This window comes from Curtobacterium sp. SL109 (assembly GCF_026672405.1).
Lineage (GTDB): Bacteria > Actinomycetota > Actinomycetes > Actinomycetales > Microbacteriaceae > Curtobacterium.
This window is the reverse complement of the sequence record NZ_JAPPRB010000002.1, coordinates 1,467,877-1,490,274: the sequence shown is the minus strand read 5'-3', so window position 1 is coordinate 1,490,274 and position 22,398 is coordinate 1,467,877. Positions and strand designations below refer to the sequence as shown.

25 protein-coding genes are annotated in these 22,398 nt (G+C 69.6%); 7 read left to right on the top strand and 18 right to left on the bottom strand.

The window, feature by feature from the left end; all coding sequences use genetic code 11:
• Positions 1 to 5 precede the first annotated feature (5 nt).
• Together OVA28_RS08635 and OVA28_RS08630 are read left to right on the top strand one after the other, a co-directional pair.
• The gene (locus tag OVA28_RS08635) at positions 6 to 782 is read left to right on the top strand and encodes an isocitrate lyase/PEP mutase family protein (protein WP_268096621.1); all 777 of its coding nucleotides are present in this window, start codon (positions 6 to 8) and stop codon (positions 780 to 782) included.
• Positions 783 to 1,124: 342 nt separating this feature from the next.
• On the top strand, positions 1,125 to 1,412 hold the full coding sequence (locus OVA28_RS08630) for a hypothetical protein (RefSeq protein ID WP_268096620.1): 288 nt from the start codon (positions 1,125 to 1,127) through the stop codon (positions 1,410 to 1,412).
• 109 nt (positions 1,413 to 1,521) lie between these two features.
• Here the strand turns inward: OVA28_RS08630 and OVA28_RS08625 are convergent, their stop codons facing one another.
• Complete coding sequence (locus OVA28_RS08625; protein WP_194660564.1) at positions 1,522 to 1,863, bottom strand: hypothetical protein; 342 nt, start codon at positions 1,861 to 1,863, stop codon at positions 1,522 to 1,524.
• A 66-nt stretch (positions 1,864 to 1,929) separates the two neighbouring features.
• Between OVA28_RS08625 and OVA28_RS08620 the strand changes: the two genes are divergently transcribed.
• Entirely contained in the window at positions 1,930 to 2,433 is a 504-nt protein-coding gene (locus OVA28_RS08620) for a helix-turn-helix domain-containing protein (RefSeq protein ID WP_268096619.1), read from the top strand.
• A gap of 41 nt (positions 2,434 to 2,474) precedes the next feature.
• Here the strand turns inward: OVA28_RS08620 and OVA28_RS08615 are convergent, their stop codons facing one another.
• On the bottom strand, positions 2,475 to 2,762 hold the full coding sequence (locus OVA28_RS08615) for a helix-turn-helix domain-containing protein (protein ID WP_268096618.1): 288 nt from the start codon (positions 2,760 to 2,762) through the stop codon (positions 2,475 to 2,477).
• Between the two features lie 33 nt (positions 2,763 to 2,795).
• Here OVA28_RS08615 and map point away from each other — a divergent pair, with 33 nt between their 5' ends.
• Positions 2,796 to 3,563 carry a type I methionyl aminopeptidase gene (gene map / locus OVA28_RS08610; RefSeq protein ID WP_268096617.1) on the top strand — a complete coding sequence of 256 codons (768 nt, stop codon included), beginning with the start codon at positions 2,796 to 2,798 and terminating at the stop codon, positions 3,561 to 3,563.
• A 15-nt stretch (positions 3,564 to 3,578) separates the two neighbouring features.
• Here map and OVA28_RS08605 read toward each other — a convergent pair whose 3' ends face one another.
• The 5 genes from OVA28_RS08605 to OVA28_RS08585 all read right to left on the bottom strand — a co-directional run bounded on the left by OVA28_RS08605 (position 3,579) and on the right by OVA28_RS08585 (position 7,831).
• Entirely contained in the window at positions 3,579 to 4,040 is a 462-nt protein-coding gene (locus OVA28_RS08605) for a phage tail protein (protein ID WP_268096616.1), read from the bottom strand.
• Positions 4,041 to 4,455: 415 nt separating this feature from the next.
• The gene (locus OVA28_RS08600; RefSeq protein WP_268096615.1) at positions 4,456 to 5,874 is read right to left on the bottom strand and encodes a GTP pyrophosphokinase; all 1,419 of its coding nucleotides are present in this window, start codon (positions 5,872 to 5,874) and stop codon (positions 4,456 to 4,458) included.
• A 35-nt stretch (positions 5,875 to 5,909) separates the two neighbouring features.
• On the bottom strand, positions 5,910 to 6,983 hold the full coding sequence (gene ychF, locus OVA28_RS08595) for a redox-regulated ATPase YchF (protein ID WP_194660559.1): 1,074 nt from the start codon (positions 6,981 to 6,983) through the stop codon (positions 5,910 to 5,912).
• A gap of 59 nt (positions 6,984 to 7,042) precedes the next feature.
• Positions 7,043 to 7,264 carry a hypothetical protein gene (locus OVA28_RS08590; RefSeq protein WP_268096614.1) on the bottom strand — a complete coding sequence of 74 codons (222 nt, stop codon included), beginning with the start codon at positions 7,262 to 7,264 and terminating at the stop codon, positions 7,043 to 7,045.
• A gap of 9 nt (positions 7,265 to 7,273) precedes the next feature.
• Positions 7,274 to 7,831 (bottom strand): hypothetical protein, encoded by a 558-nt coding sequence (locus tag OVA28_RS08585; protein ID WP_268096613.1) that lies wholly within the window; start codon positions 7,829 to 7,831, stop codon positions 7,274 to 7,276.
• Positions 7,832 to 7,948: 117 nt separating this feature from the next.
• Here OVA28_RS08585 and OVA28_RS08580 point away from each other — a divergent pair, with 117 nt between their 5' ends.
• From OVA28_RS08580 to OVA28_RS08570, 3 genes are all read left to right on the top strand, one after another.
• Entirely contained in the window at positions 7,949 to 8,410 is a 462-nt protein-coding gene (locus OVA28_RS08580) for a hypothetical protein (protein ID WP_268096612.1), read from the top strand.
• A gap of 54 nt (positions 8,411 to 8,464) precedes the next feature.
• Positions 8,465 to 9,100 carry an exonuclease domain-containing protein gene (locus tag OVA28_RS08575; RefSeq protein WP_268096611.1) on the top strand — a complete coding sequence of 212 codons (636 nt, stop codon included), beginning with the start codon at positions 8,465 to 8,467 and terminating at the stop codon, positions 9,098 to 9,100.
• 136 nt (positions 9,101 to 9,236) lie between these two features.
• Positions 9,237 to 9,995 (top strand): GntR family transcriptional regulator, encoded by a 759-nt coding sequence (locus tag OVA28_RS08570; RefSeq protein ID WP_268096609.1) that lies wholly within the window; start codon positions 9,237 to 9,239, stop codon positions 9,993 to 9,995.
• 32 nt (positions 9,996 to 10,027) lie between these two features.
• Here OVA28_RS08570 and OVA28_RS08565 read toward each other — a convergent pair whose 3' ends face one another.
• The 11 genes from OVA28_RS08565 to iolC form a co-directional block, all read right to left on the bottom strand.
• Positions 10,028 to 10,435, bottom strand: a complete 408-nt coding sequence (locus OVA28_RS08565) for a tautomerase family protein (RefSeq protein ID WP_194660553.1) — start codon at positions 10,433 to 10,435, stop codon at positions 10,028 to 10,030.
• Between the two features lie 120 nt (positions 10,436 to 10,555).
• Positions 10,556 to 11,749, bottom strand: a complete 1,194-nt coding sequence (locus OVA28_RS08560; RefSeq protein WP_268096608.1) for a Gfo/Idh/MocA family protein — start codon at positions 11,747 to 11,749, stop codon at positions 10,556 to 10,558.
• 5 nt (positions 11,750 to 11,754) lie between these two features.
• The gene (locus OVA28_RS08555) at positions 11,755 to 12,894 is read right to left on the bottom strand and encodes a transaldolase family protein (protein ID WP_268096606.1); all 1,140 of its coding nucleotides are present in this window, start codon (positions 12,892 to 12,894) and stop codon (positions 11,755 to 11,757) included.
• A complete protein-coding gene (locus OVA28_RS08550; protein ID WP_268096605.1) occupies positions 12,891 to 13,760 on the bottom strand; it encodes a sugar phosphate isomerase/epimerase family protein in 870 nt (289 codons plus the stop codon). Before OVA28_RS08550 ends, OVA28_RS08555 begins: the two co-directional genes overlap by 4 nt.
• 3 nt (positions 13,761 to 13,763) lie before the next feature.
• Entirely contained in the window at positions 13,764 to 14,810 is a 1,047-nt protein-coding gene (locus OVA28_RS08545) for a Gfo/Idh/MocA family protein (RefSeq protein ID WP_268096604.1), read from the bottom strand.
• A 79-nt stretch (positions 14,811 to 14,889) separates the two neighbouring features.
• Positions 14,890 to 15,843: a sugar phosphate isomerase/epimerase family protein gene (locus OVA28_RS08540; protein WP_268096603.1), complete on the bottom strand. Its 954-nt coding sequence runs from the start codon at positions 15,841 to 15,843 to the stop codon at positions 14,890 to 14,892.
• A 52-nt stretch (positions 15,844 to 15,895) separates the two neighbouring features.
• The gene (iolD, locus tag OVA28_RS08535) at positions 15,896 to 17,779 is read right to left on the bottom strand and encodes a 3D-(3,5/4)-trihydroxycyclohexane-1,2-dione acylhydrolase (decyclizing) (protein WP_268098181.1); all 1,884 of its coding nucleotides are present in this window, start codon (positions 17,777 to 17,779) and stop codon (positions 15,896 to 15,898) included.
• 17 nt (positions 17,780 to 17,796) lie between these two features.
• Positions 17,797 to 18,693 (bottom strand): 5-deoxy-glucuronate isomerase, encoded by an 897-nt coding sequence (gene iolB, locus OVA28_RS08530; RefSeq protein WP_268096602.1) that lies wholly within the window; start codon positions 18,691 to 18,693, stop codon positions 17,797 to 17,799.
• An 11-nt stretch (positions 18,694 to 18,704) separates the two neighbouring features.
• Complete coding sequence (locus OVA28_RS08525) at positions 18,705 to 20,216, bottom strand: CoA-acylating methylmalonate-semialdehyde dehydrogenase (protein WP_228504840.1); 1,512 nt, start codon at positions 20,214 to 20,216, stop codon at positions 18,705 to 18,707.
• Positions 20,213 to 21,241 (bottom strand): Cgl0159 family (beta/alpha)8-fold protein, encoded by a 1,029-nt coding sequence (locus tag OVA28_RS08520; protein ID WP_268096601.1) that lies wholly within the window; start codon positions 21,239 to 21,241, stop codon positions 20,213 to 20,215. Before OVA28_RS08520 ends, OVA28_RS08525 begins: the two co-directional genes overlap by 4 nt.
• The gene (gene iolC, locus OVA28_RS08515) at positions 21,234 to 22,226 is read right to left on the bottom strand and encodes a 5-dehydro-2-deoxygluconokinase (RefSeq protein ID WP_268096600.1); all 993 of its coding nucleotides are present in this window, start codon (positions 22,224 to 22,226) and stop codon (positions 21,234 to 21,236) included. The genes OVA28_RS08520 and iolC overlap by 8 nt, the downstream gene beginning before the upstream one ends.
• Between the last annotated feature and the right edge of the window lie 172 nt (positions 22,227 to 22,398).

Sequence of the window (22,398 nt, the reverse complement as noted above, 5' to 3'; positions counted from 1 at the left end):
GTCGCATGAGCAGCAGCACCGCCGACAAGGCGCAGACCCTGAAGTCCCTGCACGAAGCACCCGAGATCCTCCGCGTCGTCAACGTGTGGGACGCGATCAGCGCGAAGACCGTCGCGGCCCTCCCCGAGACGACCGCCATCGCGACGGCCGGGCACTCGATCGCCGCCTCGTACGGGTACGAGGACGGCGGCATGCCGTTGGACCTCGCGCTGCAGGGCGCCCGCATCGTGGCCGAGGCCGTCGACCTGCCGGTGAGCGCTGACCTCGACGACGGCTACGAGGACCCGGCCGAGACCATCCGCCGCGCGATCGGCTTCGGCGTCGTGGGCGCCAACGTGGAGGACCGCCTCCGTCCGTTCGACGAGGCCGTCGCCCGCGTCGCCGCGATCATGCAGGCCGCCGAGCAGGAGGGCGTCGCCTTCCAGCTCAACGCCCGCACCGACGCCATCGCCAAGGGCGGGGACCGACCGATCGACGAGAGCATCGCGGACGCGATCGCCCGCGGGAAGGCCTTCCTCGACGCCGGCGCACCGCTCGTCTTCGTCCCCGGAGCGATCCAGCGCGACGTTGTGGAGCAGCTCGTCGACGGACTCGGACGCGGCAGGCTCAGCGTCATCGGCCTGCCCGGCGCACTGCCCGCAGCCGAGTACGAAGCACTCGGTGTCGCCCGCATCTCCTACGGTCCGCTGACCCAGCGCGTCGCGCTCCGCGCGCTGCGCGACCTCGCCACGGACCTGTACGGCGGTGGCGTCGTCCCGGAGGACACCCCGGCCCTCAACTGACCCGATCGGACGACGGGACGGACGGGAGGCTCGTGGCGGCGCCGCCACGAGCCTCCCGTCCTCCGATCGGTCACTGGACAACCCGGCGGACATGCCGTACTGTGTGCTGTTGGTGCATTGCAGCGAACCCATCTGACTCGCGCACACCACCTCGTCTCGCACCGACTCACCCGAGTCGCATTCCCACGAGACAACCGCTCGCCCGCACGTCCGATCACACGGACCAGGCCGAGCAGCACGTCGAATTCCGACGTGCGCGTGCCCGCAACACGCGACCGATGCGACACCAGTCGTCCGTCGGACCGCACCGCGGGGACGCCAGCAGCCCAGGAAGACAGCACCATGACCAGCAACGAACGCATCACCATCGTCGGGACCGCCACCGCGGCACCCGTCATCTCCCCCGACCGCATCGCCGAGTTCCCCGTGCGCGACGCCGACACCCAGCGCGAGTACCTCGTGCGCGTGCCGGTCGACACGCTGGACCTCTTCGTCACCCCCGGCATCCGTGTCGAGGTCGACGGCGAAGCCGGCTGGACCGTCCCCGGGCGGTCCTGGCGCGGCGAGGCGAGCCGCACCATCCTCCAGGCGGTCACCATCCGCCGGTCCGAGCTCGCGCTCGCAGCCTGAGCCGAGCCTCCTGTCCGGTCACTGACCAGACTCGTCCGGTTGATCCGGACACACGAAACGCCGCCGATTCCTCGGCGGCGTTTCGTCGTCGTGGGCCGTGGCCGGGGTCCTAGACCGGCTGCGGGTCCTCGTCGACGCCCGCGAAGGGCGTCCGCCCGTCCGCGTACAGGGGCTGCTCCGGTCCGGCCTTCGAAGCGGCGTCGCGGAGACGTCGGATGAACGCCGGGTCCTCCAGGTCGAGCTCGTCGTCCGGGGCCTGGGTCAGCACGAGCTCGCTCGCCGGCCCCACCAGGACCGTCGACGTCTCGATCGCTCCGTCGGCACCGATCGTCGGGACGTGGACCGCGTCCGTACGTCCGTTCGCCCCGAGCACCGCCGCATAGTCAGCGAGCGCTTCGGCGATGCGATCGCCCGTCATGATGACGCTTCCGTCGTAGTTGATGTACTTCACGTTCCACCTCCGCTCTCGAAGGTAGGCACCACGGGTGCACGTCCGCCCGGCAGGTGCGTTGGATGGATGAGGAGGAGGCTTGTGATCGCTCGGAGGAGGATGCGAATGAGAACCGACAGAGCTGCACAGCTCATTCGTCGTGCCCGCCTCGACATCGGCATGTCTCGGGACGACCTCGCCCGATCGGTGGATGTGCCGAGGTCGGTCATCTCTGCATACGAGAGTGGTCTCGCGCACCCGTCGTCCGAATCGTTGGAGCGGATACTCCGAGCATTGCGACTCCGCCCGAGCATCCCACTCACGCTCTACGCCGACGCGATCCGCGAAGCAGCCGAACGGTTCCACCTGTCGGACGTGCGGGTCTTCGGGTCTGTCCTTCGTGGCGAGGACACCGAGGACAGCGACATCGACCTGCTCGTCGCCATGACCGACTCGGTCTCGTTGTTCGACCTGGGCGCGTTCGCGCTGGCGGTCGAGGAGATCACTGGCTTCCCAGTCGATCTGCTCACCGACGACCAGACGCACGACGGGCACTTCGCGCACGTCCAAGCCCAGGCAGTCCCGTTGTGAGCGAGTCGCTCAGGGCACGACCGAGGACATCGTCTGGGACGTCATCGAGCAGCGGATCCCGCAGGTGATCGAAGTGTTGCTCGACTGAGGTCGTTGATCTCGGACCAGACCTCGTCGAGGGAGAGCCCGAGCACGCCGGCGATGGCGGCGATCGTCGGGAAGGCGGGCGTCGCGACCCGCCCCGTCTCGATCTTGCGGAGCGTCTCCGGCGAGACGCCCGCCTTCAAGGCGGTCTCGAGCATCGACCGATCCCCTCGCGCCCGACGGAGCAATGCGCCCAGGCGCTGCCCGCGTTCGATGTCGGCAGCTGTGAGTGGGAGACGGACCATGGCCCCGATACTAATACCGGTACAGTTGTCGGCATGATCGAGATCTTCACCCCGTCCGAACTCCCCCGCGCCCGAGCAGTCGGAGCCCTCGTCGGGTCGATGCTGCGCCGGCTGCAGGAGCGGACGACGGTCGGGACGAACCTGCTCGACATCGACCGGTGGACCGAGACGATGATCCGCGAAGCCGGCGCCGAGTCCTGCTACGTCGACTACGCCCCCCCGTTCGGCCGCGGTCCCTTCGGGCACTTCGTGTGCACCTCGGTCAACGACGCCGTGCTGCACGGGCTCCCCCACGACTACCGGCTACGGGACGGCGACCTGCTGACGCTCGACCTGGCGGTGACGCTCGACGGCGTCGTCGCGGACTCCGCCGTGAGCTTCGTGGTCGGGACCGCTGCCGCGCCCGAGGACCTGGCGATGATCGAGGTCACGGAGCGAGCCCTCGCCGCCGGTATCGCCGCCGCCGCTCCGGGGGCGAAGATCGGCGACCTGTCGCACGCCATCGGTTCCGTCCTGACGGACGCCGGGTACCCGATCAACCTGCAGTTCGGCGGGCACGGGGTCGGGTCGACCATGCACGGCGACCCGCACATCGCGAACGACGGCCGCGCTGGTCGCGGCTACACCCTCCGCCCCGGGCTGCTGCTCGCGCTGGAGCCCTGGATCATGGCGGACACCGACGAGCTCGTGACCGACGACGACGGCTGGACACTGCGGAGCGCCACGGGAGCCCGGACGGCGCACAGCGAGCACACGATCGCGATCACCGAGGACGGCGCCGAGGTGTTGACGCTGCGGTGAGGATCCGCCTGCGAGTCAGTACTCGCCCTTGATCACGAAGTAGGACCCGCGGATCTCCCCCGCCAGCTTCGACCGCTGCCGGGCGAACTTGAACGAGAAGAGCTCGTCGGGAACGTCCATCCCGAGCGAGAGCTTGAAGCCGACGGCACGCTTGCCACCCGGTTCGACGGCGTACATGACGTTGATCGCCAGGCCCGACTCGTAGAAGACGTAGGCCATGCGCAGGCCTTCGACCTCGAAGCCGCTGACCTCGAGGGGCGGCGACGCGATGACGATGCCCCGCTCGTCGTGCAGGACCTGGGTCACGAGGTCGAGGACGTCGGGCGCTTCCTGCGGGGTGCTCGTGACGAACACGTGGTCGTACTTGTTCTTGTAGTAGCGGGCCTCGTTTGCGCGGAGGCCGGCGAGGGCCGGGGCGACCGGGGACGTCTCGAGGCCGGTGGTCGATACGTCGACGAAGTCGACCGTGTACGTCATGGCGTCACCGTAGCCCCCCCGGCTTCGATTGCGGGAGAGCCGCGTGGCATACGGTGTCGGCGTGCAGACGAAGCAGAGCAACACCGCTACCGGGTGGACCGTGGTCCTGAACGCGGTCCTCACCGTGTGCGGCATCGGACTCGCTGTCGGGAACGTCAACAGCCCCGACCACTTCATGCTGGTCTGCGGGATCGTGGATGGCGCTGTCGGGCGCTGTCAGCTTCGTGCTGAACCTCAGGACGTGGCGACGATCCCGCCAGCCCTGACCGACTTGTTGTTGAAGCGGAACTCCACCACATCCCGCAGTCGAAACAAATCGACGGCCGCTCGTCGCCAGCGACGTCTCGGCACAGTTAGACGGTCTCCTGTCCCCCCGGGGGGGGGGGAGGATGAGAGAGATGCCTAGCTGACATGGTCAAGTGGACACCAAACCTTCAGCTAAAGCCGGAGGACGTCGAAATGTCTGGCCGTCCTTTACCAGACGGAAGTCCATCGAGGCGGCTTGCAGAAGCTCGGTCGTGAGCCCCTCCGAAGCGTCAGCCCTGAGGTTCGAGGCAACGAAGAGTTGCTCTCCGGAATCGAGCATAACCGACCTTGCCCGCGCGCCCTTCGGGAGGTTGTCGTGCCTGCTCACGACGGACGGCCGCAAAACTTTCTCCGCACCGATCGAGTTGGCAATGATGCGCACGGCTTCGCGGAACGCGCCCGCGGCGGGTAATAGCGCGCCGCGAAGCTCAAACGGGCAGTCTTCCCCTTCGAACGAGTAACGGAGATATCCGGTCTTGCCCCGCAGTCGGTCGAACCGCCAGGCGAGCTGTTTCGCCCGCGACTTGACGCTGCCGACAGTTCCGGTGAGCTGCACGTACTCCTCCTTGAACAACGCCAGGAGGTCATCGTCGAGCCGTCGGACCCGAGTCACCGGAACGTCATAATCCATGAGTGCTCGCACCTCGTCGCTTTTAACAGCCTCAAGGTCCGCAGCAAGCGCGCCGATGGTTTCATAGCCACAGGCAGCTACAAGCTCGACACCGAACTCCACTCCTTCGGACGACCCAGGCTTCTCATCAGGGAAACGACTTGCAAGGTAATCGCGAAGCTCAGCGACATCCACTCGATGGCTAGCACCGACAGCTGGTCGGTCAAGCCGGGCCGAAGGCTTTAGAGTCTCGTCTGACACACCCTCAGTTGGTATCGTTGCGGTAGGACGCGCCAGGATCCGATCAATCGCGTCGAAGGTCTCGTCTAGCGCACGCCGAGCATCGGAAGCTGCGCCGAACAGGAGATCGATCGTCTGTTGATCCTGGTCACTGATAGCGTCGTATGCTCGTCCCTTGTAGCGACGTGCATGTTCAAACTGGGCCCACGCGTGCGCTGCGACTGTTCGGATCTGGACTTCGACGCCACCAAATTCGTCGAAATAGCGCCCTAGACCTCCGCCTGGGATGAACCCGGTGGGCTCTGACCCCTGTTCTCCCGTGACAACTATGTGCCAGCAGTCGTAGCCCCGTCGCCGCTCATCTCGATTCGGATCAAGACCCGGGTTGCGGTCTTCGCCACGCATCACCGTAAAACGTTCTCGCACTACATCGGCGACTTCATCGCGATCTGTGTTGGAGTAGGTTATGACCCTTACCGCGATAGTGTCGGTGATCTGTTGGTCTGGGTTTGAGTATGCCTTCGCTGTACGCTTCTTCTCGAAGGATGCGATCGTCTTTGCACGAGCAGTGACGTCGTGCGGCTTCACACGATTCGCAAGCAGCCTCACAAAGTAGGCCTCGAGTTCCTCGGCAGCACCGGGAAGCCAATCCCAATTTTCGAAGTTTGTCGTGGTCACGTTGATACCCCCCAAGATAAACGCACGCAGAGCGATCAGTTGTTGAAGCGGAACTCCACCACGTCGCCGTCCTGCATGACGTAGTCCTTGCCCTCGATGCGGGCCTTGCCGTGCGCACGGGCCTCGGCGATGGAGCCCGTCTCGACGAGGTCCTCGAACGAGATGACCTCCGCCTTGATGAAGCCCTTCTCGAAGTCGGTGTGGATGACGCCAGCAGCCTGGGGCGCCTTCCACCCCTTGCCGATCGTCCACGCGCGGGACTCCTTGGGGCCGGCGGTGAGGTACGTCTGCAGCCCGAGGGTGTCGAAGCCGATGCGCGCGAGCTGGTTCAGCCCGGACTCGGTCTGACCGGTGGACTCGAGGAGTTCGGCGGCGTCAGCGGGGTCGAGGTCGATGAGCTCGGACTCGACCTGGGCGTCGAGGAACACGGCCTGGGCGGGCGCGACGAGCGCCGCGAGCTCGGCCTTGCGGTCCTCGTTCGTCAGGATGGCCTCGTCGACGTTGAAGACGAAGATGAACGGCTTGGCGCTGAGCAGCCCGAGCTCCGCGATCGGCGACAGGTCGATCTTCGTGGCGGACAGGAGCGTGCCTTGCTCGAGCGTGGCGCGGACCTCGCGGGCGGTCTCGAGGACGGCGGGCTCCATCTGCTTGAGCTTCACCGCCTTCTCGTAGCGCGGCATCGCCTTGTCGACGGTCTCCATGTCGGCGAGGATCAGCTCGGTGTTGATGACCTCGAGGTCGTCCTTCGGCGAGACCTTGTTCGCGACGTGCACGACGTCGTCGTCGGTGAACCCGCGGACGACCTGCGCGATGGCGTCGGCTTCGCGGATGTTGGCGAGGAACTTGTTGCCGAGGCCTTCACCTTCGCTTGCGCCCTTGACGATTCCTGCGATGTCGACGAACGACACCGGCGCGGGCACGGTCTTCTCCGACTTGAACAGCTCAGCGAGCGTGTCGAGCCGCGGGTCCGGCAGGTTCACCACCCCGACGTTCGGCTCGATGGTCGCGAACGGGTAGTTCGCCGCCAGGACCGAGTTCTTGGTGAGCGCGTTGAACAGGGTCGACTTGCCGACGTTCGGGAGACCGACGATTCCGATGGTGAGAGCCACGGGAGGACAGCCTACCGGCGGCTGCCCGCCGGAGCCGACCCGGGCCTCCAGTCCGCAGGTCAGTCCGCGTTGGGGACCGACCCCAGCGAGATCAGCCACACGACAGCGGTGAGGACGCCGCTGAATCCGCCAGCGACCACCATCGCGATCGCGACCGCGATCGCGGCACCGGTGCCGGCCAGCGCGACCGCGAGGGCGATCGCTCTTCGCGCGGTGTGCGGGGGCGCGTCCACGGGCTCGGCCTGCGCCAGCAGGTCGTCGAGGTCGCGCGGATCGCTCATGGGGCGAGACTACCGGCGGTGCACCTGGACGACGAGGGCGCGGACCCGCGCTTCGACGACTCCCAGGACCTCGGCCTGCAGGCGCTGGGATGCGCGCCAGTCGCCCGCCACCTCAAGTCGGGGGTCAGCTCGGTCGACGGCCTGGAGGATCGCTGCAGTTCCCGAGACACGGTCCGGCCGCCACATGGTGTCGTCGGTCCCGCCGATCGCGACGTGCGTGCTGGGCGCGGCCCGGAGCGCCGCCGCGACGGCGTCGTTCGTCAGCACCGGCGTGAGCCAGACTCCCGGCACCGCGTTCCGCACTGCCCACGGCAGGGCAAAGCACCCGAAGGACTTGGCGACCACCAGGTCGGGTGTGCGGCCAGCGAGCGCTGCATCGACCGCGGCCTCGACGAACGCCGTCGGGTCCGCGTCCGCTGCCGCGTCGACAACCCAAGTGGGTGCGACGACCTCGCACCCGGCGGCCGTGGCGATGTCGCTCGACCACCAGAGGAGCGGGGCCTGCTGCCCGTACCCCGCACCTGCGAGCAGCAGCACGAGCGGTGGTCGGTCGGGCGCGGTTCCCATCCTCCGACTGTAGGACGGCACCGACCGACTGGGGGACGGGGTCCTCCGACCGACCGATGACACGGACACGTCCTTCACCTGAGACCCTGGTGGCGGGGCGACAGACGGAGGACAGCCATGTGGTTCGAACGCGACCGGCTCGGCGTGCACTCGATGGGCTTCGACGCCCGCGACCAGCGGCGGTGGTTCACGCCGGAGACGATCGCCGCGCTCGAGGCCATGCCGCCCCGCGAACTCGACGCCCTGCACGACGCCCTGGCTGAGCTCGAAGCGGACGTCCTGGTGGAGTACGACCCCGAGGACGCCGCCATCGACCACCAGGAGGATGACCGCTGGCGGATGGTCGCTCCGCCCGCGGACGCCGCCTTCCCCACGATCACCGAGGACTTCGCCGCGGCGATCGAGGCACACGTCCGGAGCCTGCCGCCGCGGTGGCGCCTCGACGGGGCAGCGCTCGCGTTCGAACTCGTCGGCACGGTCCTCCGCCCGTGGTGGACGGCGGAGCACGCACGACGCACGAGGACCTGGCGGATCACCGCACGTCGACGCCGTGGCACCCGCAGGACCCGCCGCCGCTGACGCAACGCCGATGCGCGTTCCGGCGATGTCGGAACCCCGTGCGACGATCGGGACGTGTCATTGGACTTCACCGCGATCGACTTCGAGACCGCCAACAGCTCGCCCGCCAGCGCGTGTTCCGTCGGCCTCGTGAAGGTCCGCGCGGGCCGGGTCGTCGAGCGGGCGTCGTGGTTCATCCGTCCGCCGTTCGGCCACGACGCCTTCCTCGAGTGGAACACCCGCATCCACGGGATCGTTGCCGAGGACGTCGTCCGTGCGAAGACGTGGGAGCAGCAGTACCCGGACATCGTGGCCTTCGCCGCTGGAGACGTCCTCGTCGCCCACAACGCGCGCTTCGACATGGGTGTGATCGCGGGCGGCTGCTCGGCGACGGGGATCGAGCTGTCCGAGCACCACTCGATGTGCTCCCTCGCGGTGGCACGCAAGACGTACACGCTCGACTCCTACCGCCTGCCGATGGCCGCCATGGCCGCGGGGTTCGAGGACTTCCAGCACCACGACGCAGCAGCGGACGCCGAAGCCTGCGCCGCGATCGTCGTGCACGCCGCCCAGCGACACGAGGCCCCCACGGTCGAGGCCCTCGGAGCCGCGACCCGGGTGATGATCAACCCCGTGCGCATCCCCGCCGAGAAGCCGCGGGCCGCGAACCAGCCGCGGCTGTCGAACCGCCCGATGATCTTCGCCGACTGACCGGATCGGCTGGCCCGGGCCGACTGCGGCCCCTGGCTCCACGGGCTGACGCGGCCTCGATGGTATTGTCACGACAATCCCTCGCGGCTCCGCTGCCGCACTCGCAGCCAGCACGCCGCACTCCCGAAGGACAGCGATGACCAACGAAGGCCAGGTGCCGTCCGACCTGTTCATGGACCTGGACCGATCAGGTCCGATGCCGCTCTACTTCCAGGTCGCCTCGCGCATCGAGGAGTCGATCCGCTCCGGCGCGATGCCGCCGGGCTCGCGGTTGGAGAACGAGATCGCCCTCGGCGAGCGCCTCGGCCTGTCCCGCCCGACGATCCGTCGTGCCATCCAGGACCTCGTCGACAAGGGCCTGCTCGTCCGGCGTCGCGGCATCGGCACGCAGGTCGTGCACGGGCCCGTCACGCGCAAGGTCGAGCTGACGAGCCTGTTCGACGACCTGAGACAGGGGTCACAGAAGCCGACGACGAAGCTCCTCGAGCGCAGTGACGTCCCGGCGAGCCCGGCCGTCGCCGAGGCGCTCAGCGTGCAGCCCGGCACGACGGTCGTCCACATCCGCCGCGTGCGGTTCGCCGAGGACGTGCCGATGGCCATCCTCGAGAACTACCTGCCGCCGGAGTTCCTCGAGATCACCGACGCGGACCTGCAGTCCCACGGGCTGTACCAGCTGCTCCGCGCTCGCGGGGTCACGATGCGCGTCGCCAAGCAGCGGATCGGCGCCCGCGCGGTCTCCGACGAAGAAGCGAGCCTGCTCGAGATCGAGGACGGCGACCCCGTCCTGACCATGAGCCGCACCGCGTACGACGCCTCGGGCCGAGCGGTCGAGTACGGCGTGCACTGCTACCGCCCGGACCGCTACTCGTTCGAGGTCACGCTCGTCGACAAGTAGGCGCTCGTGCGGTCCACCGCCGGCAGGCCGACCTACCCTGCTGCCGGTACGCCGAGCTCGCCCGTGACGTACTGCGCGCGGCCGAAGCCGAACGACCAGTCCTGCGGTCCGTTCTCGACGTAACCGATGAAGACGTCCTCCGTCGCGACACCGACCGCCACGAGCCGGTCGTGGATCGCCGCGTAGAGCGTCGTCTTGGCGTCGTCCGTCCGTCCGCGCTGCGTGAAGACCTGGATCATGACGACGCCCTCGGTGCGCTCGAAGCCGAGCCCGGCGTCCTCGGCGATGATCTGCTGCGCCGGGTGCTCGGTGATGATCTGGAACCGGTCACGCGGCGGGATGCCGTAGACGTCGACGATGGCGGTGTGGATCGCGTCGGCGATGGCGCGGACGGCTTCCGGGCTGCGCCCGGTGGTCAGGTCGATGCGGACGAGCGGCATGGTGCCTCCTGCTGGTCGAGACTTTGTCCTGACAAAGTACCACGGCTCCGACGGAGCCACGGACGGACGGGAGGCCCGGCACCTGCTGGCACCGGGCCTCCCGTCCGTCTCGGTGACCGTTTAGAGCACGGGGGTCGCCGCATCGGCGGTGAGCGGCCCGTCGACGCGGGCGACGTCGTGCCAGGCGCCGTCGGCGAGGGAGGCCTCCGCGGCCTCGACGACCGAGGCAGCGGCCAGGCCGTCGGCGACCGACGGCGCGAGCTGCTCTCCGCGACGGACGCTGGCGATGAACTGGGCGGCCTCGATGGTCTTCAGGTCGTCGTAGCCCATGGCCGTCCCGGCGCCCGGCTGGAACCGGCCGAACTCGCCGTCGCCCGGCGCGACGAGGTGCGTGGTGTAGCCGGACGACTCCTGCCCGTCGAGTGCGACCTGGAGCTCGTTCATCCGCTGGAAGTCCCAGCGCACGGAGCCCCGGGTGCCGTAGACCTCGATCGCGTACTCGGCGTGGGGCCCGTGCATGACCCGACTCGAGTCCATCGTGCCGACCGCACCACCGTCGAAGCGGAGGAGCAGGGCGGCGTAGTCCTCGTTCTCCACCGGTCGGAGCGCGCCGGTCGCGGCGGCGCTCCGGTCCACGATCCCGGCGCCCGGGACGGGACGCTCGGTGACGACGGTGTCGGCGAGCGCGGTGACGCTGCTGATCCGCCCGACCAGGTACTGCGCCAGGTCGAGGCCGTGCGAGAGCAGGTCGCCGAGGACACCGGACCCCGCACGGTCCCGCTCGAACCGCCAGGTCAGCGGTGCCGCGGGGTCGGCGGAGTAGTCGGCCAGGAACGATCCGCGCACGGTCGTGACCCGGCCGAGTCGACCGCTCCGGACCAGTTCGCGGGCGCGCTCGATCGCGGGGGCGTGCCGGTAGTTGAAGCCGACGCTCGTGATGACGCCCGAGCGCTGGACGGCGTCGTGGATCGCGCGCGAGTCCTCGGCGGAGCGGCCCATCGGCTTCTCGATCCAGAACGGCTTGCCCGCCTCGGCTGCGAGGACGGCCATCTCGCGGTGCAGGAAGTTCGGCGAGCAGATCGACACGACGTCGACGGCCGGGTCGGCGAGGACCTCGTGCCAGTCGGCGACGGCACGCTCGTACCCGAGACGGTCGATCGCTTGCACACGGGCCTCGGGCACCGGGTCCGCCGCGACGACGAGCCGCGGCCGGACGCCGAGCTCGGGGAAGTGGTCGGGCAGCGCGCGGTACGCACGCGAGTGCAGCCGCCCCATCCACCCGACGGAGATCAGTCCGACGCCGACCGAGTCCATCGCGCTCAGACGGCCGGGACGATGATGTCGCGGACCAGGGCGTCGAGCTTGGCGTCCGCGTCGAGGAACTGGCGGAGCGTCGTGACGGTGGCACCGAAGCGGTCGAACTCGTCGATCGTCATGCCGTCCTCGTCGTACCCGCGAGCGAACTCGGGCGTCGCCGCACGCAGCGCGTCGAGCACGTGGGCCGGGACCTCGTCGTCGATGGCGTCGGGACGGAACGGGAACGCGTTGTCGTTGATGTCCTTCGACCACTGGAACGGCGGGGAGACGACGAGGTCGCCGCCCTGGAACTCGGACCACTGCAGGGCGTTGCGGAAGGCCGCGACGAGCACCCGCGAACGGAACCCGCGCTGCCGGAAGATCCGGTACGCGTTCTTCACCGCGGCGACGCCGGCCCACTCGAGGTACCCGGGGTCGATCATCACGTGGTCGCGCTGCACCGAGGTCTTCAGCCAGTCGTCGAAGCGCCCGGCCATCAGGGTGACCACGTGGCCGAACTCCTGGTCCGGCAGGCCGTCCGCGGCCCGGCGGTCGAGCGCGCGCTCGATGGCCTCACCCACGGCGACGACCTGCGGCACGGTGAACGACACCGTCGCGTTGATGGACACCCCGCGGTAGGCGGCTTCCTCGATCGCGGCGATCCCGGTCTTCGTCGCGGGGATCTTCACGATGACGTTCGGCGCGAGCCCGGAGAACCGCACGGCCTGCTCGACGAGGGCGTCCTGGTCGCGGTGGAAGCGCGGGTCGGTCTGCATGCTGAGCCGGCCGTTGCGTCCCCCGGAGGCCTCGAACGCGGGAAGCAGCTGGGCGGCCGCGGCGATCGAGAGCTCCTCGACCGCCTTCCACCCGATCCAGGACTCCCCCGCCGTCGGGTGTTCGGCGGCGATCTCGCGGATGCGCGGGACCCACGTCTCCGGGTCCTGCTGGATGCAGGTGTACGCGATGACCGGGTTGCAGGTCGCCCCGACGGCGCCGTACAGGTGGATGGCGGTGGCCAGTTCGCGCGGGTCGGCGGAGTCGTTCCACAGGGCGGTCGGGGTCTGCTCGGCCGCCTGGAGCGTGACCGGGCGGGTGTCGGCGGGGTTCTCCTGTGCGTCGTTCGTTGGTGCAGTCGTGGTTGCCGGCGTCGTTGCGGTCGTCATCGGTGCAGTCCCTTCGTGATCGTGTCGAGCTGGAAGCGCGAGACCTCGTCCGCGTTCTCGTCCTCGGCGAAGACGCTCGACACCGCGACGGTGTCCTCACGCGCCGAGAAGCCGACGCGGTCGAGCGCTGCCCAGAACCGGTCGAAGTCGACGTCGCCCTGGCCCACCGGCAGGTGCTGGTGGACGCGGACGGCGTTGCCCGGCGGGTTGGTGATGTAGCGGAGGCCGTGGGAGCGGTGGTGGTCGAACGCGTCCGCGACGTGTACGAGCTGCAGGGAGTCCCCCGCGGCGTCGATGACTGCGTCCATGTCGCCGCCGTAGTGGAACGTGTGGCAGGCCACGTACACGAACCCGACGTGCTTGGAGTTGAGCCCACGGATCACCCGCAGGGCCTCGAGGCCCTGCTCGACGAAGTCGTCGGGGTGCGGGTCGATGAGGACGCGGAGGTCGGCGGCCTCGATGACCGGGAGCAGCTCCTCCATCGCCCAGTAGAACTGCGCCTCGGACTCCTCGGCCCGCTCGGGTCGTCCGGAGAACTCCGTGTTGATGGTGTCCACCCCGAGGCGCTGGGTGATCTCGATCACGCGCTTCCACTGCTTGACGGCGGTCTCACGGGTCTCGCGGTCGGGGCCTGACCAGCGCAGCACCGGCAGGACGCTCGCCACCTGGACCCCGGCGTCCGCGCAGGACGCGGCGAAGGCGTCGACGAGGTCGTCGTCGGCCTTCGGGTGCCGGAAGAACGGGATGAAGTCGCGGTGCGGGGTCAGCTGGAGGTACTCGTAGCCGAGTTCGGCGACCTTCCGCGGGAACTCGAGCAGGTCGAGGTCGTGGTGGAAGGGCGTGGGGTCGAGGGCGATCTTCGGCACGGGCTACGCCTCCGTGAGCACCGGGGCGTCGGCGTAGAACGCCGGCTTCGCGACCGCGTACTCGACCTGCTCGTGCGCGCCGCTCTGCTGGGCACGGACGGCGACCTCGGCGACGACGGACGCCGTGTAGCCGTCCCAGGCGCTCGGGCCGTCGATGCCGCCGAGGCGTGCGGCGTCGACCCAGCGCTGGACCTCTTCGTCGTAGGCGGCGGCGAAGCGCTCCTTGTACGACGGGGTCACCCCCTGGCCGGACACACCGGCCGAGACGACGAGCTGCGAGGTCTCGCGGCCGATGTACGCGACGCCCGACTCGAACACGGCGTCCGTGGTGACCTGGTAGCCGAACTGGGCGTTGACGTTGATCTCGACGATCGCCATGGTGCCCGACTCGGTGGTGAACAGCACGAACTGCGGCTCGGGCAGCTCGGCCGGGGCGAGGGAGTTCTGGCGGGGCTTCTTGACCTCGACGCTCGTGATCGCCTCGCCGGTGATGAACGGGATGATGTCGATCTCGTGGATCACCGAGTCGTGGATGAGCATCGACTCGCTGAAGTTCGGCGGGGTCGTCGGGTTGCGGTGCGCGTGGTGCAGCGCGAGCAGTGCGCCGTTCGCCCCGGACTCCCGCAGCGCCTTCAGCTCCTGGTAGCCGGTGTCGAAGCGGCGCATGAACCCGACCTGGATCTTGGGTCGGTCGGCCTTCGTCTGCTCGAGCTCGACGATGCGCAAGGAGTCCTCGGCGCTCGTCGTGAGGGGCTTCTCGCACAGCACGGTGAGCCCGCGCTCCAGGGCCGTCACCAGGATCGGCTCGTGCAGGAACCCGGGCGTCGCGATGACGACGGCGTCGATCGGCGTCAGGTCGAGTGCCTCGTCGAAGGAGGCCGCGGTGACGGCACCCGGCGCGACTGCGGCAGCCGCGTCGGCGCGGGCCTGGTCGGGCTCGACGACCGCGACGACGTCGGCGTTCGAGATCTTCGCGGTGATGCGACGGACGTGGTCGGCGCCCATCATGCCGGCGCCGACGACGGCGACGCGGAGGTTTCCGGTGGTCATGAGGTTCTCCTGTGGTGGACGACTGTGTCGCGGAACGCCGTCGTGGGCGACGGCGTGGTGATGGTGGTGCGGACGGTGCTCAGGACGCCCGAGCGGCCGACGTGGACCCGAGGATGTGCTGGAACGTGCGCTCGGCGATCGGGCCGGGGGCGTCGACGGAGCAGCCGTACATGTCCTGCTCGACGATGCCGAAGATCTCCGGGTTGATCCGGGCGACGGCCTCGATGATCGGCGCGAGCTCCGGGGTTCCGTGCGGCGGCTCAGTCATGATCCCCTGGGACACCGCGGTGGCGAAGGGGACGTCGTTCTTCAACACGTCGAACAGCAGGTCGGTGTCGACCTGCTTGAGGTGCAGGTAGCCGATGCGCTCGGGGTGCTCGGCGATGAGCTTGAGGGAGTCGCCGCCGTAGTACGCGAAGTGGCCGGTGTCCAGGCAGAGGTTCGTGTACTCCGGGTTCGTGACCTCGAGGAAGCGCACGGTCTCCTTGTACGTGCCGACGTGGCTGTCCGCGTGCGTGTGGAACTGCTGGTGGACGCCGAACTCCTCGAACAGCGCCTTGCCGAGCTGGTCGTGGCCCCTGCCGAGCCGCTGCCACTGCTCGTCGTCAAGCGTGCGGGCCTCGAGCACCTCTTCCGTGGCGTCCGACCGCCACAGGTCCGGGATCGTGACGAGGTGCTCGGCGCCGAGCGCAGCCGCGAGCCCCGCGACCGCGACGGCCTGGTCCCATGCGCGCTGGAACTGGTCGTCGCCCTTGTGGAACCCGGTGAAGACCGTGCCAGCGGACAGCTTGAGTCCGCGGGACCCGAGCTCGTCGGACAGCTGGGCCGGGTCGGTGGGCAGGTAGCCGTACGGGCCGAGCTCGATCCACTCGTAGCCGGCAGCGCTCGCCTCGTCGAGGAAGCGCTGCCACGGCACCTGGGCAGGGTCGTCCGGGAACCAGACGCCCCAGGAGTCCGGCGCGGTGCCGATGCGGATCGAGGCACCGGTGGCGTCCTCGGACGGGGTGCCGATGGGGGTGGCGGTGTCGGTCATGACGTCGCTGTCGCTCTCTGTCTCGGGGTGGTGTCAGCGTCTCGGGGTGGTGTCAGCCGAGCAGCGGTCGCTGTGCGGCGAGGTGCTGCTCGTAGTCGGCGCGGGCGGCCCGGGTGCTCTCGAGCGTCGAGATCTGCGCGACCGGGACGTCCCACCACCCGTCGCCGTGGGGTGCGTAGACCAGCGGGTCGGAGTTCACGTGGATGAGCGTCGTGTGCTCGTTCGCCTTGGCCTGGCGGACGGCTGCCCGGAGGTCGTCGATGGCACCCGGACCCGGCTCGACCTCGATCACGTCGACGCCGTACGACCGGGCGTTCGCGGCCAGGTCGACGGGCAGCGGCTCGCCGTTGTCGAACGACTGGGTGGCGTCGTCGAGGTAGCGGTACCTGGTTCCGTAGCGCTCCGAGCCGACGGTCTCGGACAGGTGCCCGATGGACGCGTACCCGTGGTTCTGGATGAGCACCACGATGATCTTCAGGCCCTCGGCCACCGCGGTGACGAGTTCGGTGTGCAGCATCAGGTAGGAGCCGTCGCCGACCATGACGATGGCGTCGCGGTCGGGTGCGCCGCGTCGGACACCGAGCCCGCCGGCGATCTCGTAGCCCATGCACGAGAACGCGTACTCGACGTGGTACCCGAGCTCGTCGCGGACCCGCCACAGCTTGTGCAGGTCGCCCGGCAACGAACCGGCCGCCTGGATGACGACGTCGCGGGGGTCCGAGGCGGACTGGACCGCGCCGATGATCTCCGACTGCCCGGGCAGCGCAGCCCCCGTGGGTGCGAAGGCCTCGTCGACCAGGGCGTCCCACGACCGCTTGCGGTCCGCGATCTCGCCCGCGTACCCGTCGGACACCGCGTACGCCGCGAGCGACGTCGTCAGCGCGACCAGGGCCTCCCGGGCGTCGGCGACCAGCGGCAGCTGACTGCCGTGCTTGTAGGCGTCGAACGCGGCGACGTTCACGTTGACGAAGGTGACGTCCGGGTGCTGGAACGCCGTGCGCGACGCCGTCGTGAAGTCGCTGTAGCGGGTGCCGATGCCGATCACGACGTCGGCCTGCGCGGCGATCGCGTTCGCGGCAGCCGTGCCGGTCGCGCCGATGCCGCCCAGGTACTGCGGGTGGTCCCAGGGCAGGGCACCGCCACCGGCCTGCGAGGTGCCGACCGGGATGCCCGTGGCCTCGACGAAGGCACGCAGCTCGGCGGCCGCGTCGGCGTACAGGACTCCGCCGCCGGCGACGATCACCGGGCGTTCGGCGGCCTGGATCGCGGCGACCGCACGGGCTATGGGTCCGTGCTCGGGCAGGGGCCGGCGGACGTGCCACTCACGCGGCGCCAGGAACGCGACGGGGACCTCGAGCTCCTCGGCCTGCACGTCCTCGGGCAGGGCGATCGTGACCGCACCGGTCTCGGCGGGGTCGGTGAGCACCCGCATCGCGGCGAGCGCGATCGAGAAGAGCTGCTCGGGCCGTTCGACCCGGTCGAAGAAGCGCGACAGCGGCCGGAACGCGTCGGTGACCTGCACCGAGGTGTCGTGTGGCATCTCGATCTGCTGCAGCACCGGGTCGGTGGTGCGCGTGGCGAAGGTGTCGGACGGCAGGAGCAGGGCAGGCAGGCGGTTCGTCGTGGCGAGCGCGGCGCCGGTCAGCATGTTGGCCGCGCCCGGGCCGACCGAGGCGGTGGCGGCGTAGGTCGCGCGGCGGCGGTGCATCCGGGCGTAGCCGACCGCCTGGTGCACCATCGCCTGCTCGTTGCGGGCCTGGTGGTACGGCAGCAGTCCGGGCTGCTCGACGTGCAGCTGCTTGATCGCCTGGCCGAGACCGGCGACGTTGCCGTGCCCGAAGATGCCGAAGACGCCCGGGATCGTGCGCTCGCGGACGTCCCCGTCGACGGTCCACTGGTTCGCGAGGAACTCGACGAGTGCCTGGCCGACGGTCATGCGGCGTGTGGGGGTGCTCACGCGGGCTCCTTCTCGTGCTCGTAGGGCAGTCGGGGGTCGATCGTCTCCGACTCCCACACCTGGCGGACCCACCCGTGGGCGGGGTCGTCGGTGATGTTCCAGACGCGCTCCGGGTCGGGCCCGGCCATCACGTTGAGGTAGTACATGTCGTAGCCGGGAGCGGCGACGGCCGGACCGTGCCACCCGTACGGCACGAGGGCGACGTCGCCGGTGCGGACCTGGCGGAACTCGTCGATCGGACGGTCGTCCGAGGCGTAGGTGCGGTGCAGCGCGAACGGGTCGGCGGACTCGGGGGCGTCGACACCACGGGCCACGGCGGACTCGTAGTAGTAGATTTCCTCGAGGTCGGACTCCTGCCCGGGGCGGTGCGTGTCGTGCTTGTGCGGCGGGTACGACGACCAGTTGCCGGCGGGCGTGATGACCTCGCACACGATGAACTTCACGGCGTCGAGCGCTGCGGGCGTCCCGAAGTTGTGCACCTGCCGACTCGACTGACCGGCACCGCGGAGCTCCACCGGGACGTCCTGCCGGGGCACGTGGGTCGATGGCTTGTGCTCGTCCGTCGGGGCCTCAGCGACCGCGAACCGGCCGCGTCCGGTGATCGTCGCCGCGGTCCCCGACCCGAGGTACAGGACGTCGGTCGGCCCGTCGAACACGCTCGAGCGCCCCTCGAGCGCCTGCGTCGTGTCGCCGTACGCCACGGTGAAGCTGCCGGCGAGCGGCACCACGATGCGCTCGACGGCGTCGGACGGCAGGTGCAGCTCGTCGCCGTCGGACAGCGCACCGGTGCGGAGACCGGTGTGCGCCCAGCCCGCGACGCGGCCGTCGACGACGTCCGTCCAGCCGTCCTCGGGTCGCGAGCCGGCGGGGATGAACCAGGTGTCGTTCGTCATGTGCGGGGCCGTCAGCTGTTCGACGGGAAGCCGAGATTGATGCCGCCGTGCGACGGGTCCAGCCACCGGCTCGTGATGGCCTTCTGCCGGGTGAAGAAGCTCACGCCGTCGGCGCCGTACGCCTTGTGGTCCCCGAACAGCGAGTTCTTCCAGCCGCCGAACGAGTAGTACGCCACGGGCACGGGGATGGGCACGTTGATGCCGATCATGCCGACCTGCACGTCGCGCTGGAACCGACGGGCGGCGCCACCGTCGTTCGTGAAGATCGCGGTGCCGTTGCCGAACGCGCCGGAGTTGATCAACTCGAGGCCCTCTTCGTACGTGGCGACCCGGACGACGGAGAGCACCGGTCCGAAGATCTCCTCGGTGTAGACGCGGCTGGTGGTCGGGACGCGGTCGATCAGCGTCGGGCCGAGCCAGAAGCCGTTCTCGTCACCGTCGGGTCGGACGGTGCGGCCGTCCACCACGACCACCGCACCGTCCTGCTCGGCGACCTCGATGTACGAGGCGACCTTGTCGCGGTGCTGCTCGGTGACGAGCGGGCCCATGTCGCACCCGCGACGGCCGTCACCGACGCGCAGGGTGGCCGCACGCTCGGTGATCTTCTCGATGAGCTCGTCGGCGACCGGTTCCACCGCGACGACGACGGAGATAGCCATGCAGCGCTCCCCGGCGGACCCGAAGCCCGCGTTGATGGCGTTGTCGGCGACGAGGTCGAGGTCGGCGTCTGGCAGCACGAGCATGTGGTTCTTCGCGCCGCCGAGGGCCTGCACGCGCTTGCCGTGCCGGGTGCCGGTCTCGTAGACGTACTGCGCGATCGGCGTGGAGCCGACGAAGGAGATCGACTGTACGTCGGGGCTGGTCAGCAGCCCGTCGACGCTCACCTTGTCCCCGTTCAGGACGTTGAAGACACCGGCGGGCAGCCCTGCCTCGGTGAACTTCTCGGCGAGCCAGAGCGCGGCGCTCGGGTCCTTCTCGCTCGGCTTGAGCACGACGGTGTTGCCGGCGGCGATCGCGATCGGTAGGAACCACAGCGGCACCATGGCGGGGAAGTTGAAGGGGCTGATGATGCCCACGACGCCGAGCGGCTGTCGGATCGAGTAGACGTCGATCCCGGTGGAGACCTGATCGCTGAACTCGCCCTTGAGCAGCTGCGGGATGCTCGTCGCGAGCTCGACGACCTCTTGTCCACGGGCGATCTCGCCGAGCGCGTCGTCGAGGACCTTGCCGTGCTCGCTCGTGATGATCTCGGCGAGCTCGGCCTTGTCGCGGTTCAGGATCTCGCGGAACGCGAAGAGGACCTGCTGGCGCTTGGCGAGGGACAGGTCGCCCCATGCCGGGAACGCGGCCTTCGCGCTGGCGATCGCGGCCTGGACCTCGGCGTCGTCGGCGAGCGCGACCTGCTTCGTCGCGACCCCGAGTGCCGGGTCGTAGACCGGCGCGGTCCGACCGGAGGTCGAGGCCACGCGGGCCCCGTCGATCCAGTGCCCGATCGTGGTCAGGGCGGTGTCGGTGAGCGTCATGCGGTGCTTCCTTCCGGGATGGACGAGTCCATGGTCGTGGAGCCGGCGAGCCGCGCGGCTGGGTCGTTCGGATCTGTGGAGGACCCGCCCCGAGCCTCCTGGCTGTGGAGGGAACCGCCGGACGGCTCCCCGACCGGCCGGCGGTGGACGAGTCCGGCGGCCACGTCGACCGCGGCGGCGACGTCACCGTCCGGCGGGTAGAGCAGGGTGCGACCCACGACCAGACCGCGCACGCCCGGCAGGGCGAGGGCGTCGGCCCACATGGCGTAGGTCTCGTGGGGACGCGACGACGGGTCGCCACCGAGCAGGAGCGTCGGCAGCGTGGTCGCCGCCATCACCCGCGCCATGTCGTCGACCACCGGGATCTTGAGCCAGCTGTAGGCGCTCGACTCCCCGAGTCCCGCGGCGATCGCCATCGAGGTGATCACGGCGTCCGCCGTCAGGTCGTTCACGACCCGGCCGTCCTGCCACGAGGACATGAAGGGCTCGAGCATGATCGGGAGCTGCGCGGCGGCGGCCTCGGTGACGGCCTTCGCCGTGGCCTCCAGCGTCGGGGCGGTGCCCGCGTCCTGCAGGTTGACGCGGACGAGCAGCTTGGCGAAGTCGAACCCGGACCGCTTGATCGACGCCGCCGAGTACGCCGTGTACCGGTCGTCCATCTCGAAGGTCGCGCCGCGGAGTCCACCGCGGTTCATGGACCCGACGACGACCTTGCTGTCGAGGGCACCGAGGAGCGCGAGGTCCTCGAGGATGTCCGGTGTGCCGAGGACCCCGTCGACGCCGGGGCGGCCGAGGGCGACCACGAGCCGCTCGAGCAGGTCGTACCGGTCGGCCATCGCGGACTCGTCGTCTCCGACGGCCAGCGCGCCTCGGGCGGGGTGGTCGGCCGCGACGATGAAGAGCTTGCCGTCGTCACCGAGCAGCGATCGGCGGGTGCGGGACGCGAGGGTGCTCGCGACGACCTCCGGGGAACCGGCGCGGACGTCGCGCAGGCGGTCGATTGCAGCGGGGCTGATCTCAGGCATGGACGGCCTCCTCTGTCGGGTTGTCCTGCAGGAACGTCTCGATCTCGTCGCTCGTCGGCATGGCCGTCGAGCACTCGAAGCGCGTCGCGACGATGGCACCGGCCGCGTTGGCGAAGGCGAGCACGCGCTCGAGTCCCCAGCCCTGCAACAGCCCGTGGGTCAGTGCTCCCCCGAAGCCGTCGCCCGAACCGAGCCCGTTGACGACGTCGATGTGGTGCGGGCGGAGCTCGACGAGCTCGTCACGGGTCTTCGCGAGGACGCCCTTCGTCCCCTGCTTCACGATCGCGACCTCGACCCCGCGTTCCAGCAGGGCGTCGGCGGCGCGGACCGGGTCGGTCTCGCCGACGGCGACCTCGCACTCCTCGCGGTTGCCGACGGCGACGGTGGCGTGCTCGAGGGCGACCGCGACCTCCCTGGTGGCGGCGGCCGGCGAGGACCAGAACACCGACCGGTAGTCGAGGTCCAGCACCGTGTGCACCGTCGTGGGGTGGTCAGACGCGCTCCGGGCCGCGAACGCGACGTGGTGCGCCTGGCGGCTGGGCTCCTCGCTCAGCCCGGTCACGGTGGTCCAGAAGACCCGTGCGCGCTCGATCTCGTGGAGCGGCAGGGACTTGGCCGTGATCATCAGGTCCGGCGCCTTGGGTGCGCGGTAGAAGTACAGCGGGAAGTCGTCCGGCGGGAACAGCTCGCAGAAGGCGACCGGGGTGTTCAGGCCGTCGACCGTCTCGACGAAGGCGTTCGCGACGCCGAACTCGGGCAGGGTGCGCGCGATGTACCGGCCGAAGGGGTCGTTGCCGGTACGGGTGATGACGGCGGCGTCCGCACCGTGGCGGGCTGCGGCGATGGCGACGTTCGTGGCGCTGCCGCCGACGGACTTGGAGAACGTCTCGACGTCCTCGAGCGGGCCGGTCTGCTGCGGGTAGATGTCGACGCTGACGCGACCCATGGTGATCACGTCGTAGGCGTGGGGAGCTTCGTTCGTCATGCGACGCGAGGGGACCTTCCGTGCGGCTTCATCGGCGGACGATCACGACTGTACATCATCCTTGGCCTAATGTCATGACATGGTTCGGCTGGTCCGCTCCGGTGGTCAGCTGGTCGCCTCCCGGTCCGTTCTGGAGGCTCGCCCGCGTCCGCCCCGCTGCTGTCGGTGGGAC